Raw genomic sequence first — 20,190 nt, 5'->3', positions numbered from 1 at the left:
AATGCATCCGCATTACCATGTGGGCATCCCTTTTAACCGGAGAGCATCATGTCCGCTAACCACGACATCGAATCCACGCTGACCGACCGCTACCAGACCACTGTGCCGGAAACCGTGCGTCGCGCCTTGCGGTTGGGCAAGCGGGACAAGATCCACTACGCCGTTCGCCCGAATGGCGAAGTGGTCATGACGCGCGCCGACGCTTCTGCAGGCAACGACCCGGTGCTGGGGCAGTTCCTGGGCTTCCTGGCACGCGACCTCGTCAGCCATCCGGAACGTCTGATGGCTGTGGATGCTGCCTTCGTCCAGCGCCTGCGATCGCTGGTAGGTGATGTCGAAGTCGAGCTCGATGTTGCCTTGCCGGCGGACGATGAATGAGCACGGACAAGACGGCGCCGCTGGTCATTCATGGATGGACAGTATTTGTCCATCCTCTATTCCTTGCGCAGATTGAGGCGCTGGTTCTGCAGGTCGAGTCGCTCAAGCAGAAGGATCCGGTCGGCTACGTGAAGAAGAACGCCAGCAAGCGGCTGGCCGCTATCGCCAAGTTGGCGTTCGATGTCATTCCACAAGATCCCACGCGCCCCGAGTATCGGCAAGGCGGTACTCTCGGTAATGCGCATAAACACTGGTTCCGGGCCAAGTTTTTCCAGCAATACAGATTATTCTTCCGCTATCACGCAGCTGCCAAGGTACTCGTGTTTGCATGGGTTAATGACGACGACAGCAAGCGTGCCTATGAGAGCAGCGATGACGCTTGCCGGGTGTTCCGCAAGATGCTGGAGGGCGGGCACCCGCCCGATGATTGGGATATATTGCTTGCGGAGGCCAGGGCGGAGAACGCCCGTCTGCGGAGCTTGCTTGCAGGGATTGAGGAGTAGGTAGCGATTGTTGCAGGCTGGGCTAAGGCCCAGGTCACTCCAGGCTGCCCGCTAGCTAGCAAATCGATTCAGCTATGCTTTTGCCGCTGCGCAAGTTAAAGCCGAAGTAGCACCTATAGCCGTCATGATCCCGAACACAGGAAACTTTTTCCTTGTCGCGCTGCCGATAACCTTTCTCCAAACTGCAGCGCTCTTTCGAATCCGGAGCCATGGAGTCAAACATGTCCTTGGCCACGCTCCCCGTGACCATGAAAGAAATCTTGCGTTCATGCGATGTGGGCGGCTGTTGCTCGCCCAAGGTATTTGAATACATCAGATAAGAACCCTTGAACGGTTTGTATTCGCCCCAGTCGCTGTCGCTAGCCGCATAAGCCAGTGAAAACAGGGTGAAGGCGCCCCACGCCAGAGCCCACTGCTTTTTCATGTCAAGCTCTCAGTTCCAGATGAAAGTGATGGTCCGGAACCTGCGGCAGGATGAAAAACCCGCGCTTGTCCTTGGGCTGAACTTCAAGCATGCTCGACTCCGCAGGCGCAACGGTGGGGGGGACTGGCATTGTTTCGCAGTCCGTTCCAGCTGGAATTGCGGTATCGCAAACAATTGCGGGCTGGAACAGGATTTACCGCCGCCATGGCGGAAAGAACACCTTGCCCGGCAAGTGTCGCGGTAGCTTTTTTATATCTTTTGTGACGATGTGTGAGTATGTTGCTGCCGATTTCGTGCACACTTCACTAGATATCAAACCGGGAGTGTATCCATGACCAGGTCACGCAGCCTGCCGCCACGACTGCCGGGAGCGGGTTTCCGGGTTTTTTCCTTGTTGCCGCAGGCCATTTCATTTGTCGTGCTGGTGTGCCTGTCGCTGCTGGCGCTCCAGCTATGGATGACCTTGCGCGCACGCGAAGTGCAGCTCAATGAAGCGGCGCGTGAAAGCGCCAATCTGGCGCAATCCGTCGCGCAGCATGCGTATGACACCATCAAGGAGGCCGATACGGTGCTGGTCGGACTGGTGGAACGGGTGGAGGCAGACGGTATTTCCGATCTTGAACTGACCCGTATCCATAAATTGCTGGTTACCCGCGTAGGCGAGCTGCCGCAGCTGCACGGCATCTTCATCTATGCCAAGGATGGCAGCTGGCTCGTGAACTCACAAAAAACGCTGTTGAGCAATCTGAATAATTCCGATCGAGATTATTTCAAATATCATCGAACACATGATGACCGGGGGCCTTATGTCGGCCCGCCCGTGCGCAGCAAATCGACCGGGGACTGGATCGTCACGGTATCGCGGCGGATCAATATGCCTGACGGCAGTTTCGGCGGCGTGGCGCTGGCGACCATCGACATGAATTATTTCAGGCTGTTTTACGAACGTTTTGCGATAGGTGAAAAGGGGGCTATTTTCATTGCGAATGGAGCGGGCATTCTTTTGTTGCGGCGGCCGTTCGATGAGAGCTTGCTGGGACGCGATATTTCGCAGTTCCCGGTGTTTCATGATTATTTACCCAAAAGTCCGGTTGGCACGGCCGTGATCCGGTCGCGCGTCGATGGCGTGACGCGTATCAATAGCTACCGCAGAATCGAGGAATACCCGCTGGTGGTTTCTGCCGCATTGTCACAGGATGAGGTGTTGGCCGAGTGGCGCCTTGACGCGGTCTTGCAAAATGCAGTTGGTGGGGTATTGGTGTTGCTGATTGCCTTCATCGGCTACCGCGTGGTGCGGCAAATCGATTTGCGGGTCAAGAGCGAGGCGGGGCTGGTCGCGGCGCGGAATGAGCTGGAATTGATCAATGAAACCCTGGCCCGCCTTGCCAACCAGGATGGATTGACGGGGCTGGCGAACCGGCGCCATTTCGATCAGTCGCTGCTTGCCGAGTTCAGCCGTGGACAGCGTGAAAAAAGCGCTCTGGGACTGGTCTTGATCGATGTCGACTTCTTCAAGCAATACAACGATATCTATGGCCATGTGGCCGGTGACGAGTGCTTGAGAAAAATTGGCAGTGTGGTGGCCTATAGCATGCGCAGACCGGGCGACCTTGCTGCGCGCTATGGTGGCGAGGAATTGGTCATTTTATTGCCCGGTACGGATCTGGCGGGCGCATTGGCGGTGGCGGAAGGTGTTCGCCATGCCGTGCAGTCGCTGGGAATCGAGCATCGGGGCAATCCTCTTGGCGTGGTGACGGCCAGCGTCGGCGTGGCGGCGTTTATGCCAGTGCATCTGGAAAACCAGGCAGTGGAACTGATTGAGTTCGCTGATAAAGCCTTGTACAAGGCCAAGGCATCCGGCAGAAACCAGGTCTGCTATGAGTCTGCTTGCGAGCCTGCCGAGCAGGCTGCGACTGTTTTTGCGTTTCGATAGCAAGTTCTGAATGCTGAGGGTCGCCGTCAGCTTTGTGCTGCGTCCTGAGTGGCGCGTATGCCAGCCTCGTCCATGTACAATCGGCAAACTACGGATCGACGTATCCGCCCCTTCATTGCGGAGTACGCTTGAGCGTGACACACATATTGCAAACCTGGCTGCTGGCCTGGCGGGAAGCTTTCACGTGCATCGGCCTGGGACTGCGCGATGCGCGTCATGCGGGCTTGTGGTGGCGCTCCGCCCTGTGGTGCATGGCGGTCGTGGTGCTGTGGCTGGGACTGTATAGCTGTTTCGGCCGTTTTTTTGTCGAGCTGAGCGCCATGCTGGCGCTGGTGTCCGTCGCCGGCTTGCTGGGCCTGGGCGTGATGGATGGCGTCGGGACACTCGCCAACGGACCGGCCACGCTCTCGCAGATGGGTAATATCGCCGGCGGCCTGGGCAGCGCCGCCAAAGCCCTGCTGTCGATCGGCCAGATCGCCCTGGCGCTGCTGGCGCTGGCTGCTTTTTTCTATGTGATGGTCTTTATCGTCGGCGCCATCGGCACGGCGCGCTTGCCGCTGCGCTGGTTGTTGCTGGAGCGCGCCAAGGCCGTGGCGGCGCGCCGCTATGTTGCGTGGCAAGCGCCGGCCGGCCTGGATGCCTCCGCCGTGCGCCCCGCCTGGCGGCGGCGCCTGTTGCTGCTGCTTTCCCTGCTGATACCCGTATGGGCGATGTGCGTGCTGATCTCGTACTTGCTGGCCTGGAATGTGCAAATGATCTACGGCACGGCGGCCGCGGAGGTGCTCAGCGTCGAACAAGAAACGGCGTTGCGCCGCGAGCAGCGTCCGGTGATCTTTGCCCTGGGCCTGCTGTTGTGTTTGCTGATGCTCATACCGGTCCTCAATTTATTGTTGCCAGCCTTGCTGTGCACGAGCGTGTGCCACTTGCAGCGCCGCGGCTGGCGCGCAACGGGGTCACCAATCAAAGTGGAGTGAAGATGACTGAACACGCAAGACGCGCCACCCTGGAGCGCGCGATTGAAATCGCCGCCGCCACCCATGCCGGCCAGACGGACAAGGGCGGTGCGCCCTACATACTGCACCCCTTGCGCGTCATGCTGCGCGTCGCCCCTGGCGCCCAGCAGATTGTCGCCGTGCTGCATGACGTGGTGGAAGACAGCGACGGAAAAATCACCCTCGATGACCTGGTGCGCGAAGGATTTTCCCGGGAAGTCATCGACGGCGTGCGCGCCGTGACCAAGGTCGAGGGCGAGTCGTACGAAGCATTCATCACCCGCGCGGCCCAGGACCCGGTCGGCAAGGCCGTCAAGCTGGCTGATCTGGCTGAGAACAGCGATTTGTCGAGGATAGGGGCGCCGACGCAGAAGGATCTGGAGCGGGTGGAGAAGTATCGGCGGGCGATGGAATATTTAAGGGGTGATGTTTTTTAACTTCGAAATGGCGCAACGCCATCGCTTCAACTGGCAACAAGTCCACCAACGTACGGACCTTTGATCCTTCGCAATGCTCAGAAAATGCATAGCGGTAAGAATTGTCGAGCGCACAGATTTCTTTGCGAGCGTGCAAGGAGTCCTGCCACGGGGGCATCGTGCCATTGGTTTGAGCTGAGTCCGGGATTTTGCATTCAGGAGTACGCATGCTGGAATTGCAGCCAAAGGATGGACGCGGCTATTTCAATCTTCCGCAACGACCTGAAGGCGCGGGATATTACACCTACGGGACGCCGCCGAATGGCGCCGGCCAATATGCGCATCCCAAACTGCTTTCGCTCCTGTTTTTGGTTGAGCATCAATGGCAAGGTATCGATAGCCGGAAAATTGGTTTCGGAAATATCAGCCTGGCTGATGGTGTTCCCTACAGTGAACATAAAAGTCATCGAAGCGGAAAAGACGTCGACGTCCGATTGCTTCGCAAAGACAAAATGAATAGCCCTGTAACAAGGTTTGACTCTCAGTACGACCGCGATGCCACGGCCCGGTTAATCCGCATATTTTTTGAATTCAGCTTTGTCCACGTTATTTTTTTTAATGATCCCACTATTCCCCGGGTAAGACCCCTCATACGGCACGACGACCATTTCCATGTCACGATCAAGTAGCAAGGCAGATGATATGAAACGCCTTCTCGTTGTTTTTCTTCTTCTTGTTTTGGCTACGGCCATGGCCCAATCCGCTCCCAAATGGTTATTTTCTTACCAGTCATTCAAAGGCCGCTATGCGATTTATGGCGGAAGCCTGAGCGATCCGCAGCCGCCAACCAGGAAAGACAAGCGCATCGCGTTCTGGATCGACGGCAAGGCGGCGAAACAGCTATTTGATGCGATGGGGCCCGACTTGCGCAACGCGTGCGGCGTGGATGGCGAATATCGATTGCGCCAGCGGGCGGAAGTGAGCTGCTCCTACCATCCCCGTGATGGCCATCATTGCGACTTCGGCTTTGATTTGCTGACGGGGCGCAGCATTGGCGGCTCCGTATGCTGAGGCGCGCCAGCCTGCTAGGCGTCACGCTACTGTGCCTGCTGTTGGCGCACCAGGCTCGGGCCGTATGGGCGTTTGCAGAGAGGAATTTTTCAGCTTCGTACGCGATCTATGGCGGATATCTTGACGAAGCCGTCGCCCCGGTTGCGGGCGATACCAAAGTCGCGTTTCGATTGACGGGAGCCGCTGCCAGAGACATGTTCGACGCCATGAGGCCGGATTTGCCCAATGGCTGTCCCGATGCGCAAATACGCATTCGCCATCGTGACATGCTGCTGTGCCGATATCGGCCAAAGGATGGCCACTACTGCGATTTTGGCTTTGATTTGTCGACGGGGTTGAGTATCGGAGGAGCGGTTGGTGGGGCGGCGTGTGGCGAGTAGTGGGGGCGGCGGTGGACCTTCAAGGGGCACCGGGTACGAGCAAGTGCCTTGCGGATGGCCTGCTCGACGGGGCGGTCTATCAGCGCCAGGACGATGACCACGGCAGCGGTAACAATCAGTCCCTCCAGTAAAGCAGGATCCGGAAAAAGTCGCTGATTGGCGATGGCGGCAGGTACCGTTGCGCGCTTCCAGAGAAGCAGCAGCAGGGCGGCGCCAGCGGCGAGCAGCATGGCTGGCCGACGATGGTGCAAGCGGGCGATTTGCCCCGTCAGCAGCAACGCGATACCCCAGGCAAAAGGATAGGCGCCGTGGTCGAACAGGATCATGCGCTCGTCATAGTAGACGCCGGTGTACCACGCAAAACGGGAGAAGCCGAAAAGACCATAGACGACGAGGGCCACAGCCAGCACGAGGAAACCGGAGGAAAGCGGGCGCGCAATTTTCATGGTTGGGATTTCTTTGCCAATGCGTCGAGATCGCGTTTGCTCAGGTGGCCCTTCTGCTTGCTTGGTTTGATCATCGTGCCTTTGCTGGATATGGCTCGCTGGCCGTGCTTGTAGTCCTGCATTTTTCGCCGCTGTGGCTTGTCTGGTCACTCTTGTAGATGGTTTCAGCGGGCATGAAAGTGCAAGTTTTTACATGTATAGATGTAGCATATTTACTAATTCTATTGGCGTCAACCTGGTGCTCGGCTATGGCCTGTTTTAAGTCCTGCGGAGCGAGGGGAGTTCCGTCTATGGCCACAACAAGAGTCTTCCCTGGCTGTGTCAATACGGATTGACTGGCTGCTTTCGGGGACGGAAGCGGACGGAGCAGATTAGCGCTCTGAATCGCCACCAGTAGCTTAAGACCGTGATTTTCAGCGCGGGAATTTATACCGTACCAGCAGCGTAGGTCCTTTCCCGCCGGATGGCGTCAGCAGTATCTCGTCACCCGGCTGCATCTCTTCATACATTACCGTGCAACAGGTCGGCATCGAGTGGCCGCGCGCGGGATAAACGCCAACGTCGGTGTGCAGGGTCGCAGCGCGTACGTCCACGCTGGTTTCGCCGGCCTTTGCTGCTTCTTGCAGCTGCTTGCGCAGTGCGGTGACGAAGTCCCCTTTGCTGAGTCTGGCAGGTGCCTGGGTTGCTTGCGGGCGAGCGGTTGCGTCGTTTTTCATGTTGGTTTCCTTCAGTGAATACATTCCCGCCACTATATCATCGGCCCCTGACACAGAGCGAGGTCCGGCATTCGTATACAGCCTGAGCCGCTAAAGTTGTCGTTAGGAAAAACCGCCTGCGGCACAAGAGCCAGTCAGACGAATCGGAGAGGGTTGCGCTTGCAAGCGCAACCCGGTTTTGCGGCGCCGAGCTGCGCTCGCCGAAGTCCCGCAAAACCCCCGCGTCCGTACCGGACGCGGATGCGCTGCCCGCGCTCTGCATGCATGGAATAAATAAAAAGGGCCTCCCCGCCAAAACGGGGAAGCCCTTTTTATTTATTCAGTGGTGGAGACGGCGGGAATCGAACCCGCGTCCGCAAGCACTCCACAGACAGTTCTACATACTTAGCACTATCATTTAATTTAACTCAGCCAGCACGGATGTGCACGTTATGGGCAAGCGAGTTACCTATTATTTAGTCGGACGCTAAGTAACCCAGCATCAGACGAGTCCCTGTAAATGACTCTAGAGCTTTTGACGGCCCACCCCAGGGACGAGGTGTTCTAGAGCTAACAGCAATTAAGCTGCCAGTGCGTACGAGTTATCGTTTGCAGTTAAGTTTTTTCAGGTTGTATTTACGAGGTAGCCCGCCCTCGGTATGCCCTGCGCTGCTTTGCAACCCACGTCGAAACCAGGTCGTCCCCACAGAACCTTCATTGTAGCGCAATCTTCACACTCTTGCATGATGCATTCGTTTGTTGGCGCGCCAGATCAAGTGGAGGCCGATTTACGCCGCCAGCTGCCGCGCCTGCGCCGCCTTCACCACGCCAGTCACCAGCTCGAGCAGGGCCTGCGGCGTGTCCAGCAGGTGGTCGGCCTTCCAGTGCTGTGGCTCGACGGGGCCGCAGTAGCCCCAGGCGCAGGCGACCGTGCGCATGCCGGCGGCGCGGCCGGCCTGGATGTCGCGCAGGTCGTCGCCCACGTACCAGCAGTCTTCTGGCTGCAATGCCAAGCGGCGCGCCGCTTCCAGCAGGGGGGCGGGGTGCGGTTTCGGGTGCGCCATGGTGTCGCCCGAGATCACGCAGCCGGCCGCGCCCAGGCCGATCTGGCCCACCAGCGGGTCGGTGAAGCGGGCGGCCTTGTTGGTGACCACGCCCCAGGCCAGGCCCAAGGCTTGCAAGCCGTCGAGCAGGGCGGGGATGCCGTCAAATAAACGGCTTTCCACGGCCAGGGCTGCTTCGTAATTGTTCAGGAAACCGTCTTTCAGGGCTTCGTAGCCGCTTTCACCCGGGCCTATGCCATAGGAGGCGCCTATCATGCCGCGCGCGCCGGCCGAGGCGGTGGGGCGCAGGATGTCATACGGGGTCGGCGCCAGGCCGGCGCGTGCGCGCAGCAGGTTGATGGCCGCCGCCAGGTCGGGCGCGGTGTCGGCCAGGGTGCCGTCGAGGTCGAACAGGATGGCGCGCGGGGCTGGCAGATGGTCTGTGATCATGGCGGGCAAAAGGTGTCAAGTAAGAATGAAAAATGGCGGCCGCAGCCGCCTTGTATTGTGCGTGATGGTTACAGCGGCCGGGTGCAGGCCACCAGATAATTGACGCTGGTATCGCTATTAAGTGAGTAAATCTTGGTCAGCGGATTGTAGCCCATGCCGCGCATGCTGTTGACGTCCAGGCCGGCGCTGCGCAGGTATTGCGACAGTTCGGACGGGGTGATGAATTTGTCATAGTCGTGCGTGCCTTTCGGCAGCAGGCGCAGCAGGTACTCGGCGCCCAGGATGGCGAACAGATACGCTTTCGGGTTGCGGTTCAGGGTCGACAGGAAGACGTGGCCGCCCGGTTTCACCAGCGTGGCGCAAGCCTTGACGATGGCGGCGGGGTCCGGCACGTGCTCGAGCATTTCCATGCAGGTCACGACGTCGTACTGGCCCGGCTCTTCCTCGGCCATGGCTTCGGCGGCGATCAGCTTGTAGCGTACCTTGGCGCCCGATTCCAGGCTGTGCAGGTCGGCCACTTTCAGGGCCTTGTCGGACAGGTCGATGCCGGTCACGTCGGCGCCCTTGCGGGCCATCGATTCGGCCAGGATGCCGCCGCCGCAGCCGATGTCGATCACGCGCTTGCCGGCCAGCGGCACTTTCGCGTTGATCCATTCCAGGCGCAGGGGGTTGATTTCGTGCAAGGGACGAAACTCGGAAGTGGGGTCCCACCAGCGGTGGGCCAGCTCACTGAATTTTTGGATTTCGAGAGGGTCGGCGTTCATAGGTCGAATAATAGCGGCAATTTTACAATCGGGCAGCCACGGACGAAAAAAAACCCCGCCTTGGCGGGGTTTTTCATGCTGTCCTTGACTTGCGCGATGACTTGCAGCAAGCCAAGGGCTCAGCTATTACTTGTTGCGGGTACCAACAACTTCGATTTCCACGCGACGGTTTTTCGCACGGCCTTCGGCAGTTTTGTTATCAGCAACAGGTTGTTTCTCGCCTTTGCCTTCGGTGTACACGCGGTTGCTTTCAACGCCTTTGGTGACCAGGTAGGCTTTGACAGCATCAGCACGACGTACCGACAGTTTTTGGTTGTAAGCATCGGTGCCGACGGAGTCGGTGTGACCCACAGCGATGATGACTTCCAGGTTGATGCCGCCCAGTTGTGCGGACAGCTCGTCCAGCTTGGCTTTGCCTTCTGGCTTCAGCGTAGCTTTGTCGAAATCGAAGAATGCATCAGCAGCGAAGCTGACTTTTTCCGAGGTAGGAGCAACGACGACTGGTACTGGTACGACAACGACTGGTGCCGGTGCTGGTACGACTGGCGCTGGCGGAGCCACGCATTTGCCGTCTTGCAGGGTTTCTGGCTCTACGCACAGTGGCACGTCGCAACCTGGCACCGCGTCAGCAGGTGTCCAGTAGCCGGTGCGCCAGCACAGACCGAATGGATCGCGCACGATCACGCCGCGGGCATCTTGCACGTAAGCGCTTTTTGGGCTTGGTGCTTTGATGTCAGTGGTAACTGGCGCGAATGGTGGGGAGGTTGGGGTTTGGGCCGAAGCCGAGCCAGCAATCACTGCGGATGCAGCGAAAAACAGCGTTACAAATTTATTCATTCTTTTTTCCTTTCGGGGGGTGATATCCGCAGAACAACACTGCGCTACTGGTGCTACGTGCCAAGATTTTATCATGTAGACCATATGCGCTCGTTTCAGATTGCGAAACTAGCAATTAACTTCCCAGTCATTTTGCCACACGCATCAGGGGCACACGACCGTGGTTAAATCAAAGCTTGCCCGATTTTAGACCGCGCGTTGTTTTTGCGCAACGAAAATGCTTATTTGTAACGCATCTGTAACAATTGATCGCTTTTTTTGCCACTTTGAAGGGCAGGCGTCTTGAACTGCTATTGCCATTGTGCATTATCGGCAGGCCGGCGTGCACGCCCCTGGTGCAATCTGACAATATTGTCGGCATGGCCAATTTGTACAGGTAGCTGGGCGCGCATGCTAAAATCGTGTGCTTGACTGTTAAGAGTGTCGAGCAAATGCCCACGGCGGCACTGCATGGCCAGGAAGTACCCCTGCGGTACGCGTACTGGTTGTGCCGCCAGCCCGCCGATTTGCCCGGGCACTCTGCGACATGGAAGCCGGGCCGCGCCAGCAGCGCGCGGTGCGGCGTCCACGACGACAGCCACCCAGGATATGCAGTATTGCGTCATACATTGCGTAACAGATAAGTTAACCACAGCCTGAGATCAGTCGAACCGCCAATGGATCAATTCGCAAAAGAAACAATTCCTATTTCCCTCGAAGAAGAGATGCGCAAGAGCTACCTCGATTACGCCATGAGCGTGATCGTCGGTCGCGCCTTGCCCGATGCGCGTGATGGCTTGAAGCCAGTGCACCGCCGCGTCTTGTTCGCGATGCATGAAATGAATAACGTGTGGAACCGCCCTTACGTCAAGTGCGCCCGCGTGGTCGGCGAAACCATGGGTAAATACCATCCCCACGGCGATGCCTCGATCTACGACACACTGGTGCGTATGGCGCAAGATTTTTCGCTGCGCTACATGCTCGTCGATGGCCAGGGTAACTTCGGTTCCGTCGACGGCGATGGCGCCGCGGCGATGCGTTACACCGAGTGCCGCCTGGACAAGATCGCCGGCGAACTGCTGGCCGATATCGACAAGGACACCGTCGACTTCCAGCCCAACTACGATGGCAAGGAAAAGGAGCCGACGGTCTTGCCGACGCGTATCCCGAACCTGCTGATCAATGGCTCGTCCGGTATCGCGGTCGGCATGGCGACGAACATTCCGCCACACAACATCACCGAAGTCATCGACGGCGCGCTGCACGTGCTGCGCAACCCGGAATGCACGATCGATGAATTGATCGAGATCATTCCCGCCCCCGATTTCCCTACCGCCGGCATCATCTATGGCGTGTCGGGCGTGCGCGACGGCTACCGCACGGGCCGCGGCCGCGTGGTCATGCGCGCCAAGACCCACTTCGAAGAATACGGCAAGGATGGCGGCCGCATCGCCATCATCGTCGACGAGCTGCCATTCCAGGTCAACAAGAAATCCTTGCTGGAACGCATCGCCGAAAACGTGCGCGACAAGAAGCTCGACGGCATTTCCGACATCCGCGACGAATCCGACAAGTCGGGCATGCGCGTGGTGATCGAGCTGAAACGGGGCGAAGTGCCGGAAGTGGTGCTGAACAACCTGTACAAGCAGACCCAGTTGCAAGACACCTTCGGCATGAACATGGTGGCCCTGGTCGATGGCCAGCCGAAGCTGCTGAACCTCAAGCAGATGCTGCAATGCTTCCTGTCGCACCGCCGCGAAGTGGTCACGCGCCGCACCGTGTTCGAACTGCGCAAGGCGCGCGAACGGGGCCACGTGCTCGAAGGCCTGGCTGTCGCGCTGGCCAATATCGATGACTTCATCGCCATCATCAAGGCCGCGCCGACGCCGCCGATCGCCAAGGTCGAGCTGATGGCCAAGGCCTGGGATTCGTCCGTCGTGCGCGAAATGCTGGCCCGCACGGGCGACGGCACGACGCCAGGCGGCATCGATGCCTACCGTCCGGAAAACCTGCCGAAGCACTATGGCATGCAGATGGATGGCCTGTACAAGCTGTCGGACGACCAGGCGCAGGAAATTCTGCAAATGCGCCTGCAGCGCCTGACCGGTCTGGAGCAGGACAAGATCGTCAACGAGTACAAGGACGTGATGGAACATATCGCCGACTTGCTCGACATCCTGGCCAAGCCGGAACGCGTCACCGTCATCATCACCGATGAAATGACGGCGGCGAAAAACGAATACGGCGCCGGCAACAAGGACGTGCGCCGCTCGCAGATCGAACTCAATGCGACCGACCTGGAAACGGAAGACCTGATCACGCCGCAAGACATGGTCGTGACCCTGTCGCACACCGGTTACATGAAGGCGCAGCCGATTTCCGAATACCGCGCGCAGAAGCGCGGCGGACGCGGCAAGCAGGCCATGGCGACCAAAGAGGAAGACTGGATCGACCAGCTGTTCATCGCCAATACGCACGACTACATCCTGTGCTTCTCGGATCGTGGCCGCATGTACTGGCTGAAGGTGTGGGAAGTGCCGCAAGGCTCGCGCAATTCGCGCGGCAAGCCGATCGTCAACATGTTCCCGCTGCAGGACAACGAAAAGATCACCGTGATCCTGCCGCTGTCGGGCGAGAACCGCACGTTCCCGGAAGACCATTACGTGTTCATGTCGACCAGCCTCGGTACCGTGAAAAAGACGCCGCTGAAGGACTTCAGCAATCCACGCAAGGCCGGCATCATCGCGGTCGACCTGGACGACGGCGACTTCCTGATCGGCGCCGCGCTGACCGATGGCCAGCACGACGTGATGCTGTTCTCCGATTCGGGCAAGGCAGTGCGCTTCGACGAAAACGATGTGCGTCCGATGGGCCGTACGGCGCGCGGCGTGCGCGGCATGAACCTGGAAGAAGGCCAGCACGTGATCGCCCTGCTGGTGGCCGAGAACGAGCAGCAGTCGGTGCTGACGGCAACCGAAAACGGTTACGGCAAGCGCACGCCGATCACCGAGTACACGCGCCATGGCCGTGGTACGAAAGGCATGATCGCCATCCAGACCAGCGAGCGCAACGGTAAAGTGGTTGCCGCGACCCTGGTCGATACCAGCGATGAAATCATGCTGATCACCACCGGTGGCGTGCTGATTCGCACCCGCGTGTCGGAAATCCGCGAAATGGGCCGCGCGACGCAGGGCGTGACCCTGATCGCCGTGGAAGACGGCACCAAGCTGTCCGGCCTGCAGCGCGTGGTGGAAACGGATATCGACGAAGTCGAGCTGACGACGGAGGCGGGCCTGGAGGCCGCGGCCGCGCCGGCAGCGGCTGAACCAGCCGATCCCGTTGATCCTGTCGATCCGGCCCAGCCGGAGTAAGATGATTGGGGCTCTTTCGGGAGCCCCAATTGCTATGGGTGCGCCACTTGCGGCGCCAGCCTGCGTACCCCAGATTGTTCCCCGCTTTTGTAAAGTCCCGCATGCCATGAGAAAAATCGTCGCCACCTTCTTCGCCGCGTTTTCGCTGGCTTTCCTTGCGACCCTGCCGGCCCTGGCTCAGAGCACGCAAGCCACGCCCGCTCGCCAGGCCGCGCCCAGCCCCGCCATGAAAGTGGCCGTGCGGCGCATGCTCGACGCGATGCAGTTCCCGCAGCTGACGCGCAGCATCTTCGACCAGATGCTGCAATCGGTGCCCGCCATGATCCGCCAGTCGGCGCAGCAGCAAATCAACAGCAACCCGAACCTGGACGAGCAGCGCAAGGCGCGCGCGCTGGCCAGCGCCGAGGAGGAAATCCCCGTCGCCATCGCCACCCTGACGCAGGTGCTGGCCGACCCGACCCTGATCGATGAGCTGAGCGCCGAAATGGTGCCCTTGTACGCGCGCTTTTACACGGTGCCGGAAGTCGAGCAGCTGACGGCCTTCTACAAGACGCCGCTGGGACGCAAGATGCTGGCCACCATGCCGCAACTGTCGGCCGAATCGATGGCCATCAGCCAGCGCGTGCTGATTCCCCGCGTGAATGCCGTGCTCGAGCAAGTCATGCGGGCGGCCACGCAGCCGCCCCAATAATTTCATTTTACTAAGGACCGTATCGTGACCCATATCTACAATTTTTCAGCCGGCCCCGCCGTCCTGCCCAAGGAAGTGCTGGCGCAAGCGGCCGCGGAAATGCAGGACTGGCATGGCAGCGGCATGTCGGTGATGGAAATGAGCCACCGTGGTCCCGAATTCATCTCCATCTACCAGCAGGCAGTAGCCGATCTGCGCGAACTGCTGGCCGTGCCCGAGAACTACAAGATCCTGTTCCTGCAGGGCGGTGGCCTGGGCGAGAACGCCATCATCCCCATGAACCTGGTGGGCCTGGCCGCGCAGCAGCCGGCCACCGTCGACTTCGTGCACACGGGCTCGTGGTCAGGCAAGTCGATCCAGGAAGCGGCCAAGTACGCCAACGTCAACGTGGCCGCGTCGTCCAAGGCCACGCGTTTCACGGGCGTGCCGCCCGTCTCCGAGTGGCAGCTGACGCCAGACGCCGCCTACCTGCACATCTGCACCAATGAAACCATCGACGGCGTGGAGTTCCAGCAGGCGCCAGGCGTACCGGCAGGGACTACCATCGTGGCCGACATGTCCTCGCACATTTTGTCGCGCGTGATCGACGTGTCGCAATACGGCGTCATCTTCGGCGGCGCGCAAAAGAATATCGGCCCGGCCGGCCTGACCCTGGTCATCGTGCGCGAAGACTTGCTGGGCAAGGCGCTGTCGATCTGCCCGTCGGCCTTCGACTGGACCATCGTGGCCGAGCATGAGTCGATGTACAACACGCCACCCACCTACGGCATCTATATCGCCGGCCTGGTTTTCCAGTGGCTCAAACGCCAGGGTGGCGTGGCGGCCATGGAACAGCGTAATATTGACAAAGCGGCGCTGCTGTACGCGGCGCTCGATGCGGACGACTTCTACCAGAACCGGGTCGATCCCGCATACCGCTCGCGCATGACCATCCCGTTCTATCTGCGCGACGAAAGTCTGAACGACGCATTCCTGGCCGGCGCCAAGCAGCGCGGCCTGCTGCAACTGAAGGGCCACAAGTCCGTCGGCGGCATGCGTGCATCGATCTACAACGCGATGCCGATCGAGGGCGTGCAAGCCTTAGTGAATTATCTGAACGAGTTTGCCGGACGCTGAGTCGCCTAGACGACCGCGCCGGCCCGCCGCCGGCGCAGGCCGCGCGGCCATGATTGAAGTACAGCTGACGAAACAAACCACCATGACCGATAAATTGAAACCGCTGCGCGAACAGATCGATGCGATCGACGCGCAAATCCTCGAACTGCTGAACCGCCGCGCGCAAATCGCCCAGCAAGTGGGCCACGTGAAGGCCGAGACGCAGGCACCCGTGTTCCGCCCCGAGCGCGAGGCGCAAGTGCTGCGCGGCGTGGCCGAGCGCAATCCCGGCCCCATGGGCGACCGCGAAGTGCAGACCATCTTCCGCGAAATCATGTCATCCTGCCGCTCGCTGGAAAAGCGCGTCACCGTGGCCTACCTTGGCCCGGCCGGCACCTTCAGCGAGCAGGCCGTGTACCAGCAGTTCGGCAGCGCCGTCGAAGGCTTGCCGTGCGCGTCCATCGATGAAGTGTTCCGCTCCGCGGAGGCGGGGACGGCCGACTTCGGCGTGGTGCCGATCGAGAATTCCTCGGAAGGCGCCGTCAACCGCACCCTGGACATGATGCTGCAGACCAGCCTCATTATCAGCGGTGAAGTCGCCATTGCCGTGCACCACAGCCTGATGACGAAGAGCGGCAACATGGATGGCGTCACGGCCATCTGCGCCCATTCGCAGGCGCTGGCGCAGTGCCAGGTGTGGCTGAACCAGAATTACCCGCACATCGCGCGCCATGCCGTGGCCTCGAACGCGGAAGCGGCGCGCATGGCCGGCGAAGATGGTACTGTTGCAGCGATTGCCAGCGAACTGGCGGGCGCTCAGTACAAGCTGGGCGTGGTCAAGGGCCATATCCAGGACGACCCGCACAACCGCACGCGCTTCGCCGTCGTGGGCACCTTGCAGACGGCGCCGTCGGGCAAGGACCAGACCTCGCTGGTGCTGGCCGTGCCGAACAAGGCTGGCGCCGTGTACCAATTGCTCGCGCCCCTGGCGAAACACGGCGTGTCGATGACGCGCTTCGAGTCGCGCCCGGCGCGCATGGGCAGCTGGGAGTATTATTTCTATGTCGACGTGGAAGGCCATGTGCACGACGCTGCCGTCGCCCAGGCGCTGGCCGAGCTGCAGAGCAATGCGGCGTTTTTCAAGGTGCTGGGGTCGTATCCGGTCAGTCTGTAACCCGGTAAAGGCCTGGGTCGGACCCGCTGGGGGAATTCGTCTCAATGGGACGAATTCCGATCCCGAAGGGACCGACCCCAGTCATTGCTTTGGGGGTTCATCAATCATTCACCAACTTTTAAAGAACACCATGTCTAAAAATATCGGTCCAGAATATGTCCGCGCCATCGCCCCTTACCAGAGCGGCAAACCGATCGCCGAAGTCGCGCGCGAATTCGGCCTCGACGAGGCAGCCATCGTCAAGCTGGCGTCGAATGAAAACCCGTACGGCATGCCGGAATCGGCCAAGCAGGCGATGATCGCCGCCATCGATGACCTGGGCCGCTATCCGGACGCCAACGGCTTCGACTTGAAAGCCGTGCTGTCGAAGCGCTATGACGTGCCGGCCGACTGGATCACCCTGGGCAACGGCAGCAACGACATCCTGGAAATCGCCGCGCACGCGTTTGTCGAGCATGGCCAGTCCGTGGTGTACTCGCAGTACTCGTTTGCCGTGTACGCGCTGGCCACACAAGGCCTGGGCGCGCGCCACCTCGTCGTGCCGGCGCAAGCCTACGGCCATGACCTGGACGCGATGGCGGCGGCGATTGCCGACGACACGCGCTTGATCTTCATCGCCAACCCGAACAACCCGACCGGCACTTTCCTGACGGCCGCGCAGCTCGAAGCGTTCCTGCAAAAAGTGCCGCAGCACGTGGTGGTGGTGCTGGATGAAGCCTACAACGAATTCCTCTCGGCCGACGAGCAGTACGAATCGACGGCGTGGGTGCGCCAGTATCCGAACCTGGTGGTGTCGCGCACCCTGTCGAAGGCCTATGGCCTGGCCGGCCTGCGCATCGGCTTCGCCATCGCCCAGCCGGTGCTGACGGACCTGATGAACCGCATCCGCCAGCCGTTCAATGTCAACTCGCTGGCGCAGGCGGCCGCGATTGCCGCCCTGAACGACAAGGCCTTCCTCGAGCAGAGCGCGCGCAACAACGCGGCCGGCTACCAGCAGTTCATCGAGGCATTCACGCAACTGGGCCTGGAATTCGTGCCGTCGCACGGCAATTTCGTGCTGGTGAAAGTGGGCGACGATGACGAAGCGGGCGCGCGCGTGAACCTGGCGCTGCTCCAGCAGGGCGTGATCGTGCGCCCCGTGGGCAGCTACGGCTTGCCGCAATGGCTGCGCATTTCCATCGGCCTGCCGCAGGAAAACGCCATTTTCATCGCCGCGCTGACGAAAGCGCTGGCCTGACGATATGACGACGCCTGCACTGAAAAAAGTCGTCATCTTCGGCGTAGGCCTGATCGGCGGCTCGTTCGCGCGCGCCTTGAAGCACGCGGGCGCGGTCGCCACCGTGGTCGGCATGGGCCGCTCGCCGGCCTCGCTGGCGCGCGCGCTCGAACTGGGCATCATCGACGAAATCGGCGGCGACATGGCTGATGCCTTGCTTGGCGCCGACCTGGTGCTGGTCGCCGCGCCTGTGGCGCAGACGGGTGCCATTCTGGCATCCATCGCGCCGCATCTGCAACCTGCTACCATCGTCACCGACGCGGGCAGCACGAAAAGCGACGTGGTGGCGGCCGCGCGCGCGGCGCTCGGTGGAAAAGTCGGGCAATTCGTGCCCGGCCACCCGATCGCGGGACGCGAGACGAACGGGCCTGACGCGGCCATCATCGATCTGTATCAAGGCAAGAAAGTGGTGCTCACGCCGCTGGCGGAAAATGCCGCCGCTGACGTGGAACGGGTGGCGGCCGCGTGGCGCGCCTGCGGCGCCATCCTGCATACCTTGACGCCCGAAGAGCATGACAAGGTGTTTGCCGCCGTCAGCCATCTGCCGCATTTGCTGGCCTTTGCGCTGGTCGACGACATCGCCAACAAGCCGCACGCGGGCCTGCTGTTTCAATACGCGGCCAGCGGCTTTCGCGACTTTACGCGCATCGCCGGCTCATCGCCGGAAATGTGGCGCGACATCAGCCTGGCCAACCAGCCGGCGCTGCTGCACGAACTGGACGCCTACCTGGCGCAGTTGACGACCTTGCGCGCCCACCTGGCCGCGAACGACGGCGCCGCCATCGAAGGCGTGTATGCGAACGCCCAGCACGCGCGGCAACAATGGATCGAGGCGATTGAAACGGCGGAAATACCTGCCGCGCCCACACGATAAATACTCAAGGATTCCAGCATGACCCAGACCAAGCACTACCCTCACCATATCGATTTGCAGCCGGTGATGCATGCCGAAGGCACGGTGCGTTTACCCGGCTCGAAAAGCATTTCGAACCGCGTGCTGCTGCTCGCCGCGCTGGCCAGGGGCACAACGAAAATCGTCGACTTGCTCGCCTCCGACGACACCTTCGTCATGCTCACGGCGTTGACGTCGCTGGGCGTGAAATGGACGCAGGATGAATTGACGGGCGATCCGGCTACTGCTCACCAGGTGCATCACGTGGAAGGCTGCGGCGGCGTCTTCCCGCACCACGCGGCGGACCTGTTCATGGGCAACGCCGGCACGGCGATCCGCCCGCTGACGGCGGCGCTGGCCGTCATCGGCGGCGACTACACGCTGCACGGCGTGTCGCGCATGCACGAGCGCCCCATCGGCGACCTGGTCGACGCGCTGAACGCCGTCGGCACGCAGATCGAATACACGGGCGAGCAGGGCTTCCCGCCGCTGCGCATCCGCCGTGGCCACATTCACGCGCAGCGCATCGCCGTGCGTGGCAACGTGTCGAGCCAGTTTTTGACGGCCCTCTTGATGGTGGCGCCGCTGATGGCGCGCGACCATGCGGTGACCATCGATGTGACGGGCGAGTTGATTTCGAAGCCGTACATTGAAATTACCCTGAACCTGATGCGCCGCTTCGGCGTGACGGTCGAGCATGACGGCTGGCAGTCGTTCACCGTGCAGCCAGGCCAGCAGTATCAAAGCCCGGGCACGATCCACGTGGAAGGCGACGCTTCGTCGGCGTCGTATTTCCTGGCGGCCGGCGCCATCGGCGGCGGTCCCGTGCGCGTGGAAGGCGTGGGGCGCGACAGCATCCAGGGCGACGTGCGCTTCGTCGAAGCCTTGCAGCAGATGGGCGCGACCATCACCATGGGCGAGAACTGGATCGAGGCCCGCTCGAACGGCGTGCTGAAAGCCGTCGACATGGATTTCAACCATATTCCCGACGCGGCCATGACGATCGCCGTGGCCGCCCTGTACGCGGACGGCACTTCGACCTTGCGCAATATCGCCAGCTGGAGGGTGAAGGAAACGGACCGCCTGGCCGCCATGGCGACGGAATTGCGCAAGCTGGGCGCGGAAGTGGAAGAGGGCGCGGACTACCTGCGCGTGACGCCACCAGCCTCAATCGCCGCAGCGACCATCGACACGTATGACGACCACCGCATGGCCATGTGTTTCTCGCTCGCCTCGCTCGATGGCGCCGCGCGCCGCGGCAACGCCATGCGCATCAACGACCCGAAATGCGTAGCCAAGACCTTCCCCGAGTATTTCGCCGCGTTTGCGGGGATTGCCAAGGATACATTGATATAACCCAAAACAAGTGCCGGGGTCGGA

The 20,190-nt window shown here is 60.6% G+C and carries 20 protein-coding genes and 1 other RNA gene; 14 read left to right on the top strand and 7 right to left on the bottom strand.

What is annotated here, in order from left to right:
• Window positions 1-48 precede the first annotated feature (48 nt).
• Together O0882_RS17880 and O0882_RS17875 are read left to right on the top strand one after the other, a co-directional pair.
• Window positions 49-378 (top strand): type II toxin-antitoxin system PrlF family antitoxin, encoded by a 330-nt coding sequence (locus tag O0882_RS17880; RefSeq protein ID WP_289950142.1) that lies wholly within the window; start codon window positions 49-51, stop codon window positions 376-378.
• Complete coding sequence (locus tag O0882_RS17875; RefSeq protein ID WP_289950140.1) at window positions 375-881, top strand: type II toxin-antitoxin system YhaV family toxin; 507 nt, start codon at window positions 375-377, stop codon at window positions 879-881. The genes O0882_RS17880 and O0882_RS17875 overlap by 4 nt, the downstream gene beginning before the upstream one ends.
• A gap of 55 nt (window positions 882-936) precedes the next feature.
• Here O0882_RS17875 and O0882_RS17870 read toward each other — a convergent pair whose 3' ends face one another.
• Window positions 937-1,305, bottom strand: coding sequence for a hypothetical protein (locus tag O0882_RS17870; RefSeq protein WP_289950138.1), 369 nt, complete (start codon window positions 1,303-1,305; stop codon window positions 937-939).
• A gap of 331 nt (window positions 1,306-1,636) precedes the next feature.
• On the opposite strand from O0882_RS17870, the gene O0882_RS17865 reads away from it, so the two are divergent.
• From O0882_RS17865 to O0882_RS17845, 5 genes are all read left to right on the top strand, one after another.
• Entirely contained in the window at window positions 1,637-3,238 is a 1,602-nt protein-coding gene (locus O0882_RS17865) for a sensor domain-containing diguanylate cyclase (RefSeq protein ID WP_289950136.1), read from the top strand.
• A gap of 128 nt (window positions 3,239-3,366) precedes the next feature.
• On the top strand, window positions 3,367-4,212 hold the full coding sequence (locus O0882_RS17860; RefSeq protein WP_289950134.1) for a hypothetical protein: 846 nt from the start codon (window positions 3,367-3,369) through the stop codon (window positions 4,210-4,212).
• A gap of 2 nt (window positions 4,213-4,214) precedes the next feature.
• On the top strand, window positions 4,215-4,667 hold the full coding sequence (locus O0882_RS17855) for an HD domain-containing protein (protein WP_289950132.1): 453 nt from the start codon (window positions 4,215-4,217) through the stop codon (window positions 4,665-4,667).
• A 206-nt stretch (window positions 4,668-4,873) separates the two neighbouring features.
• Window positions 4,874-5,335, top strand: coding sequence for a penicillin-insensitive murein endopeptidase (locus O0882_RS17850; protein ID WP_289950130.1), 462 nt, complete (start codon window positions 4,874-4,876; stop codon window positions 5,333-5,335).
• Between the two features lie 13 nt (window positions 5,336-5,348).
• Window positions 5,349-5,717 (top strand): hypothetical protein, encoded by a 369-nt coding sequence (locus O0882_RS17845; protein WP_289950128.1) that lies wholly within the window; start codon window positions 5,349-5,351, stop codon window positions 5,715-5,717.
• Between the two features lie 301 nt (window positions 5,718-6,018).
• Here the strand turns inward: O0882_RS17845 and O0882_RS17840 are convergent, their stop codons facing one another.
• The 6 genes from O0882_RS17840 to ompA form a co-directional block, all read right to left on the bottom strand.
• Window positions 6,019-6,543, bottom strand: coding sequence for a hypothetical protein (locus tag O0882_RS17840; protein WP_289950126.1), 525 nt, complete (start codon window positions 6,541-6,543; stop codon window positions 6,019-6,021).
• A gap of 413 nt (window positions 6,544-6,956) precedes the next feature.
• Window positions 6,957-7,259 carry an HNH endonuclease gene (locus tag O0882_RS17835; RefSeq protein WP_289950124.1) on the bottom strand — a complete coding sequence of 101 codons (303 nt, stop codon included), beginning with the start codon at window positions 7,257-7,259 and terminating at the stop codon, window positions 6,957-6,959.
• Between the two features lie 323 nt (window positions 7,260-7,582).
• Window positions 7,583-7,943, bottom strand: a transfer-messenger RNA (tmRNA) gene (gene ssrA / locus O0882_RS17830).
• Window positions 7,944-8,026: 83 nt separating this feature from the next.
• Window positions 8,027-8,731: an HAD-IA family hydrolase gene (locus tag O0882_RS17825; RefSeq protein ID WP_289950122.1), complete on the bottom strand. Its 705-nt coding sequence runs from the start codon at window positions 8,729-8,731 to the stop codon at window positions 8,027-8,029.
• A gap of 68 nt (window positions 8,732-8,799) precedes the next feature.
• Window positions 8,800-9,495 (bottom strand): bifunctional 2-polyprenyl-6-hydroxyphenol methylase/3-demethylubiquinol 3-O-methyltransferase UbiG, encoded by a 696-nt coding sequence (gene ubiG / locus O0882_RS17820; protein WP_289950118.1) that lies wholly within the window; start codon window positions 9,493-9,495, stop codon window positions 8,800-8,802.
• Window positions 9,496-9,621: 126 nt separating this feature from the next.
• Window positions 9,622-10,332 carry an outer membrane protein OmpA gene (ompA, locus tag O0882_RS17815; protein WP_034782001.1) on the bottom strand — a complete coding sequence of 237 codons (711 nt, stop codon included), beginning with the start codon at window positions 10,330-10,332 and terminating at the stop codon, window positions 9,622-9,624.
• Window positions 10,333-10,988: 656 nt separating this feature from the next.
• Between ompA and gyrA the strand changes: the two genes are divergently transcribed.
• The 7 genes from gyrA to aroA all read left to right on the top strand — a co-directional run bounded on the left by gyrA (window position 10,989) and on the right by aroA (window position 20,166).
• Entirely contained in the window at window positions 10,989-13,682 is a 2,694-nt protein-coding gene (gene gyrA / locus O0882_RS17810; RefSeq protein ID WP_289950116.1) for a DNA gyrase subunit A, read from the top strand.
• Window positions 13,683-13,788: 106 nt separating this feature from the next.
• On the top strand, window positions 13,789-14,373 hold the full coding sequence (locus tag O0882_RS17805; protein WP_289950113.1) for a DUF2059 domain-containing protein: 585 nt from the start codon (window positions 13,789-13,791) through the stop codon (window positions 14,371-14,373).
• A gap of 24 nt (window positions 14,374-14,397) precedes the next feature.
• Window positions 14,398-15,489 carry a 3-phosphoserine/phosphohydroxythreonine transaminase gene (gene serC, locus O0882_RS17800; RefSeq protein WP_289950112.1) on the top strand — a complete coding sequence of 364 codons (1,092 nt, stop codon included), beginning with the start codon at window positions 14,398-14,400 and terminating at the stop codon, window positions 15,487-15,489.
• Window positions 15,490-15,571: 82 nt separating this feature from the next.
• Window positions 15,572-16,642: a prephenate dehydratase gene (gene pheA, locus O0882_RS17795; RefSeq protein WP_077400751.1), complete on the top strand. Its 1,071-nt coding sequence runs from the start codon at window positions 15,572-15,574 to the stop codon at window positions 16,640-16,642.
• 130 nt (window positions 16,643-16,772) lie between these two features.
• On the top strand, window positions 16,773-17,879 hold the full coding sequence (gene hisC, locus O0882_RS17790) for a histidinol-phosphate transaminase (protein ID WP_289950110.1): 1,107 nt from the start codon (window positions 16,773-16,775) through the stop codon (window positions 17,877-17,879).
• A 4-nt stretch (window positions 17,880-17,883) separates the two neighbouring features.
• The gene (locus O0882_RS17785; RefSeq protein WP_289950108.1) at window positions 17,884-18,792 is read left to right on the top strand and encodes a prephenate dehydrogenase/arogenate dehydrogenase family protein; all 909 of its coding nucleotides are present in this window, start codon (window positions 17,884-17,886) and stop codon (window positions 18,790-18,792) included.
• An 18-nt stretch (window positions 18,793-18,810) separates the two neighbouring features.
• A complete protein-coding gene (gene aroA, locus O0882_RS17780) occupies window positions 18,811-20,166 on the top strand; it encodes a 3-phosphoshikimate 1-carboxyvinyltransferase (protein ID WP_289950106.1) in 1,356 nt (451 codons plus the stop codon).
• The last annotated feature ends 24 nt before the right edge of the window (window positions 20,167-20,190 follow it).

Origin of the sequence: Janthinobacterium sp. SUN073 (assembly GCF_030397665.1) — a bacterium.
Taxonomy (GTDB): Bacteria; Pseudomonadota; Gammaproteobacteria; order Burkholderiales; family Burkholderiaceae_D; genus Janthinobacterium.
Note: the sequence above shows the minus strand (reverse complement) of the source record. Positions and strands in the feature narration are given on the sequence as shown.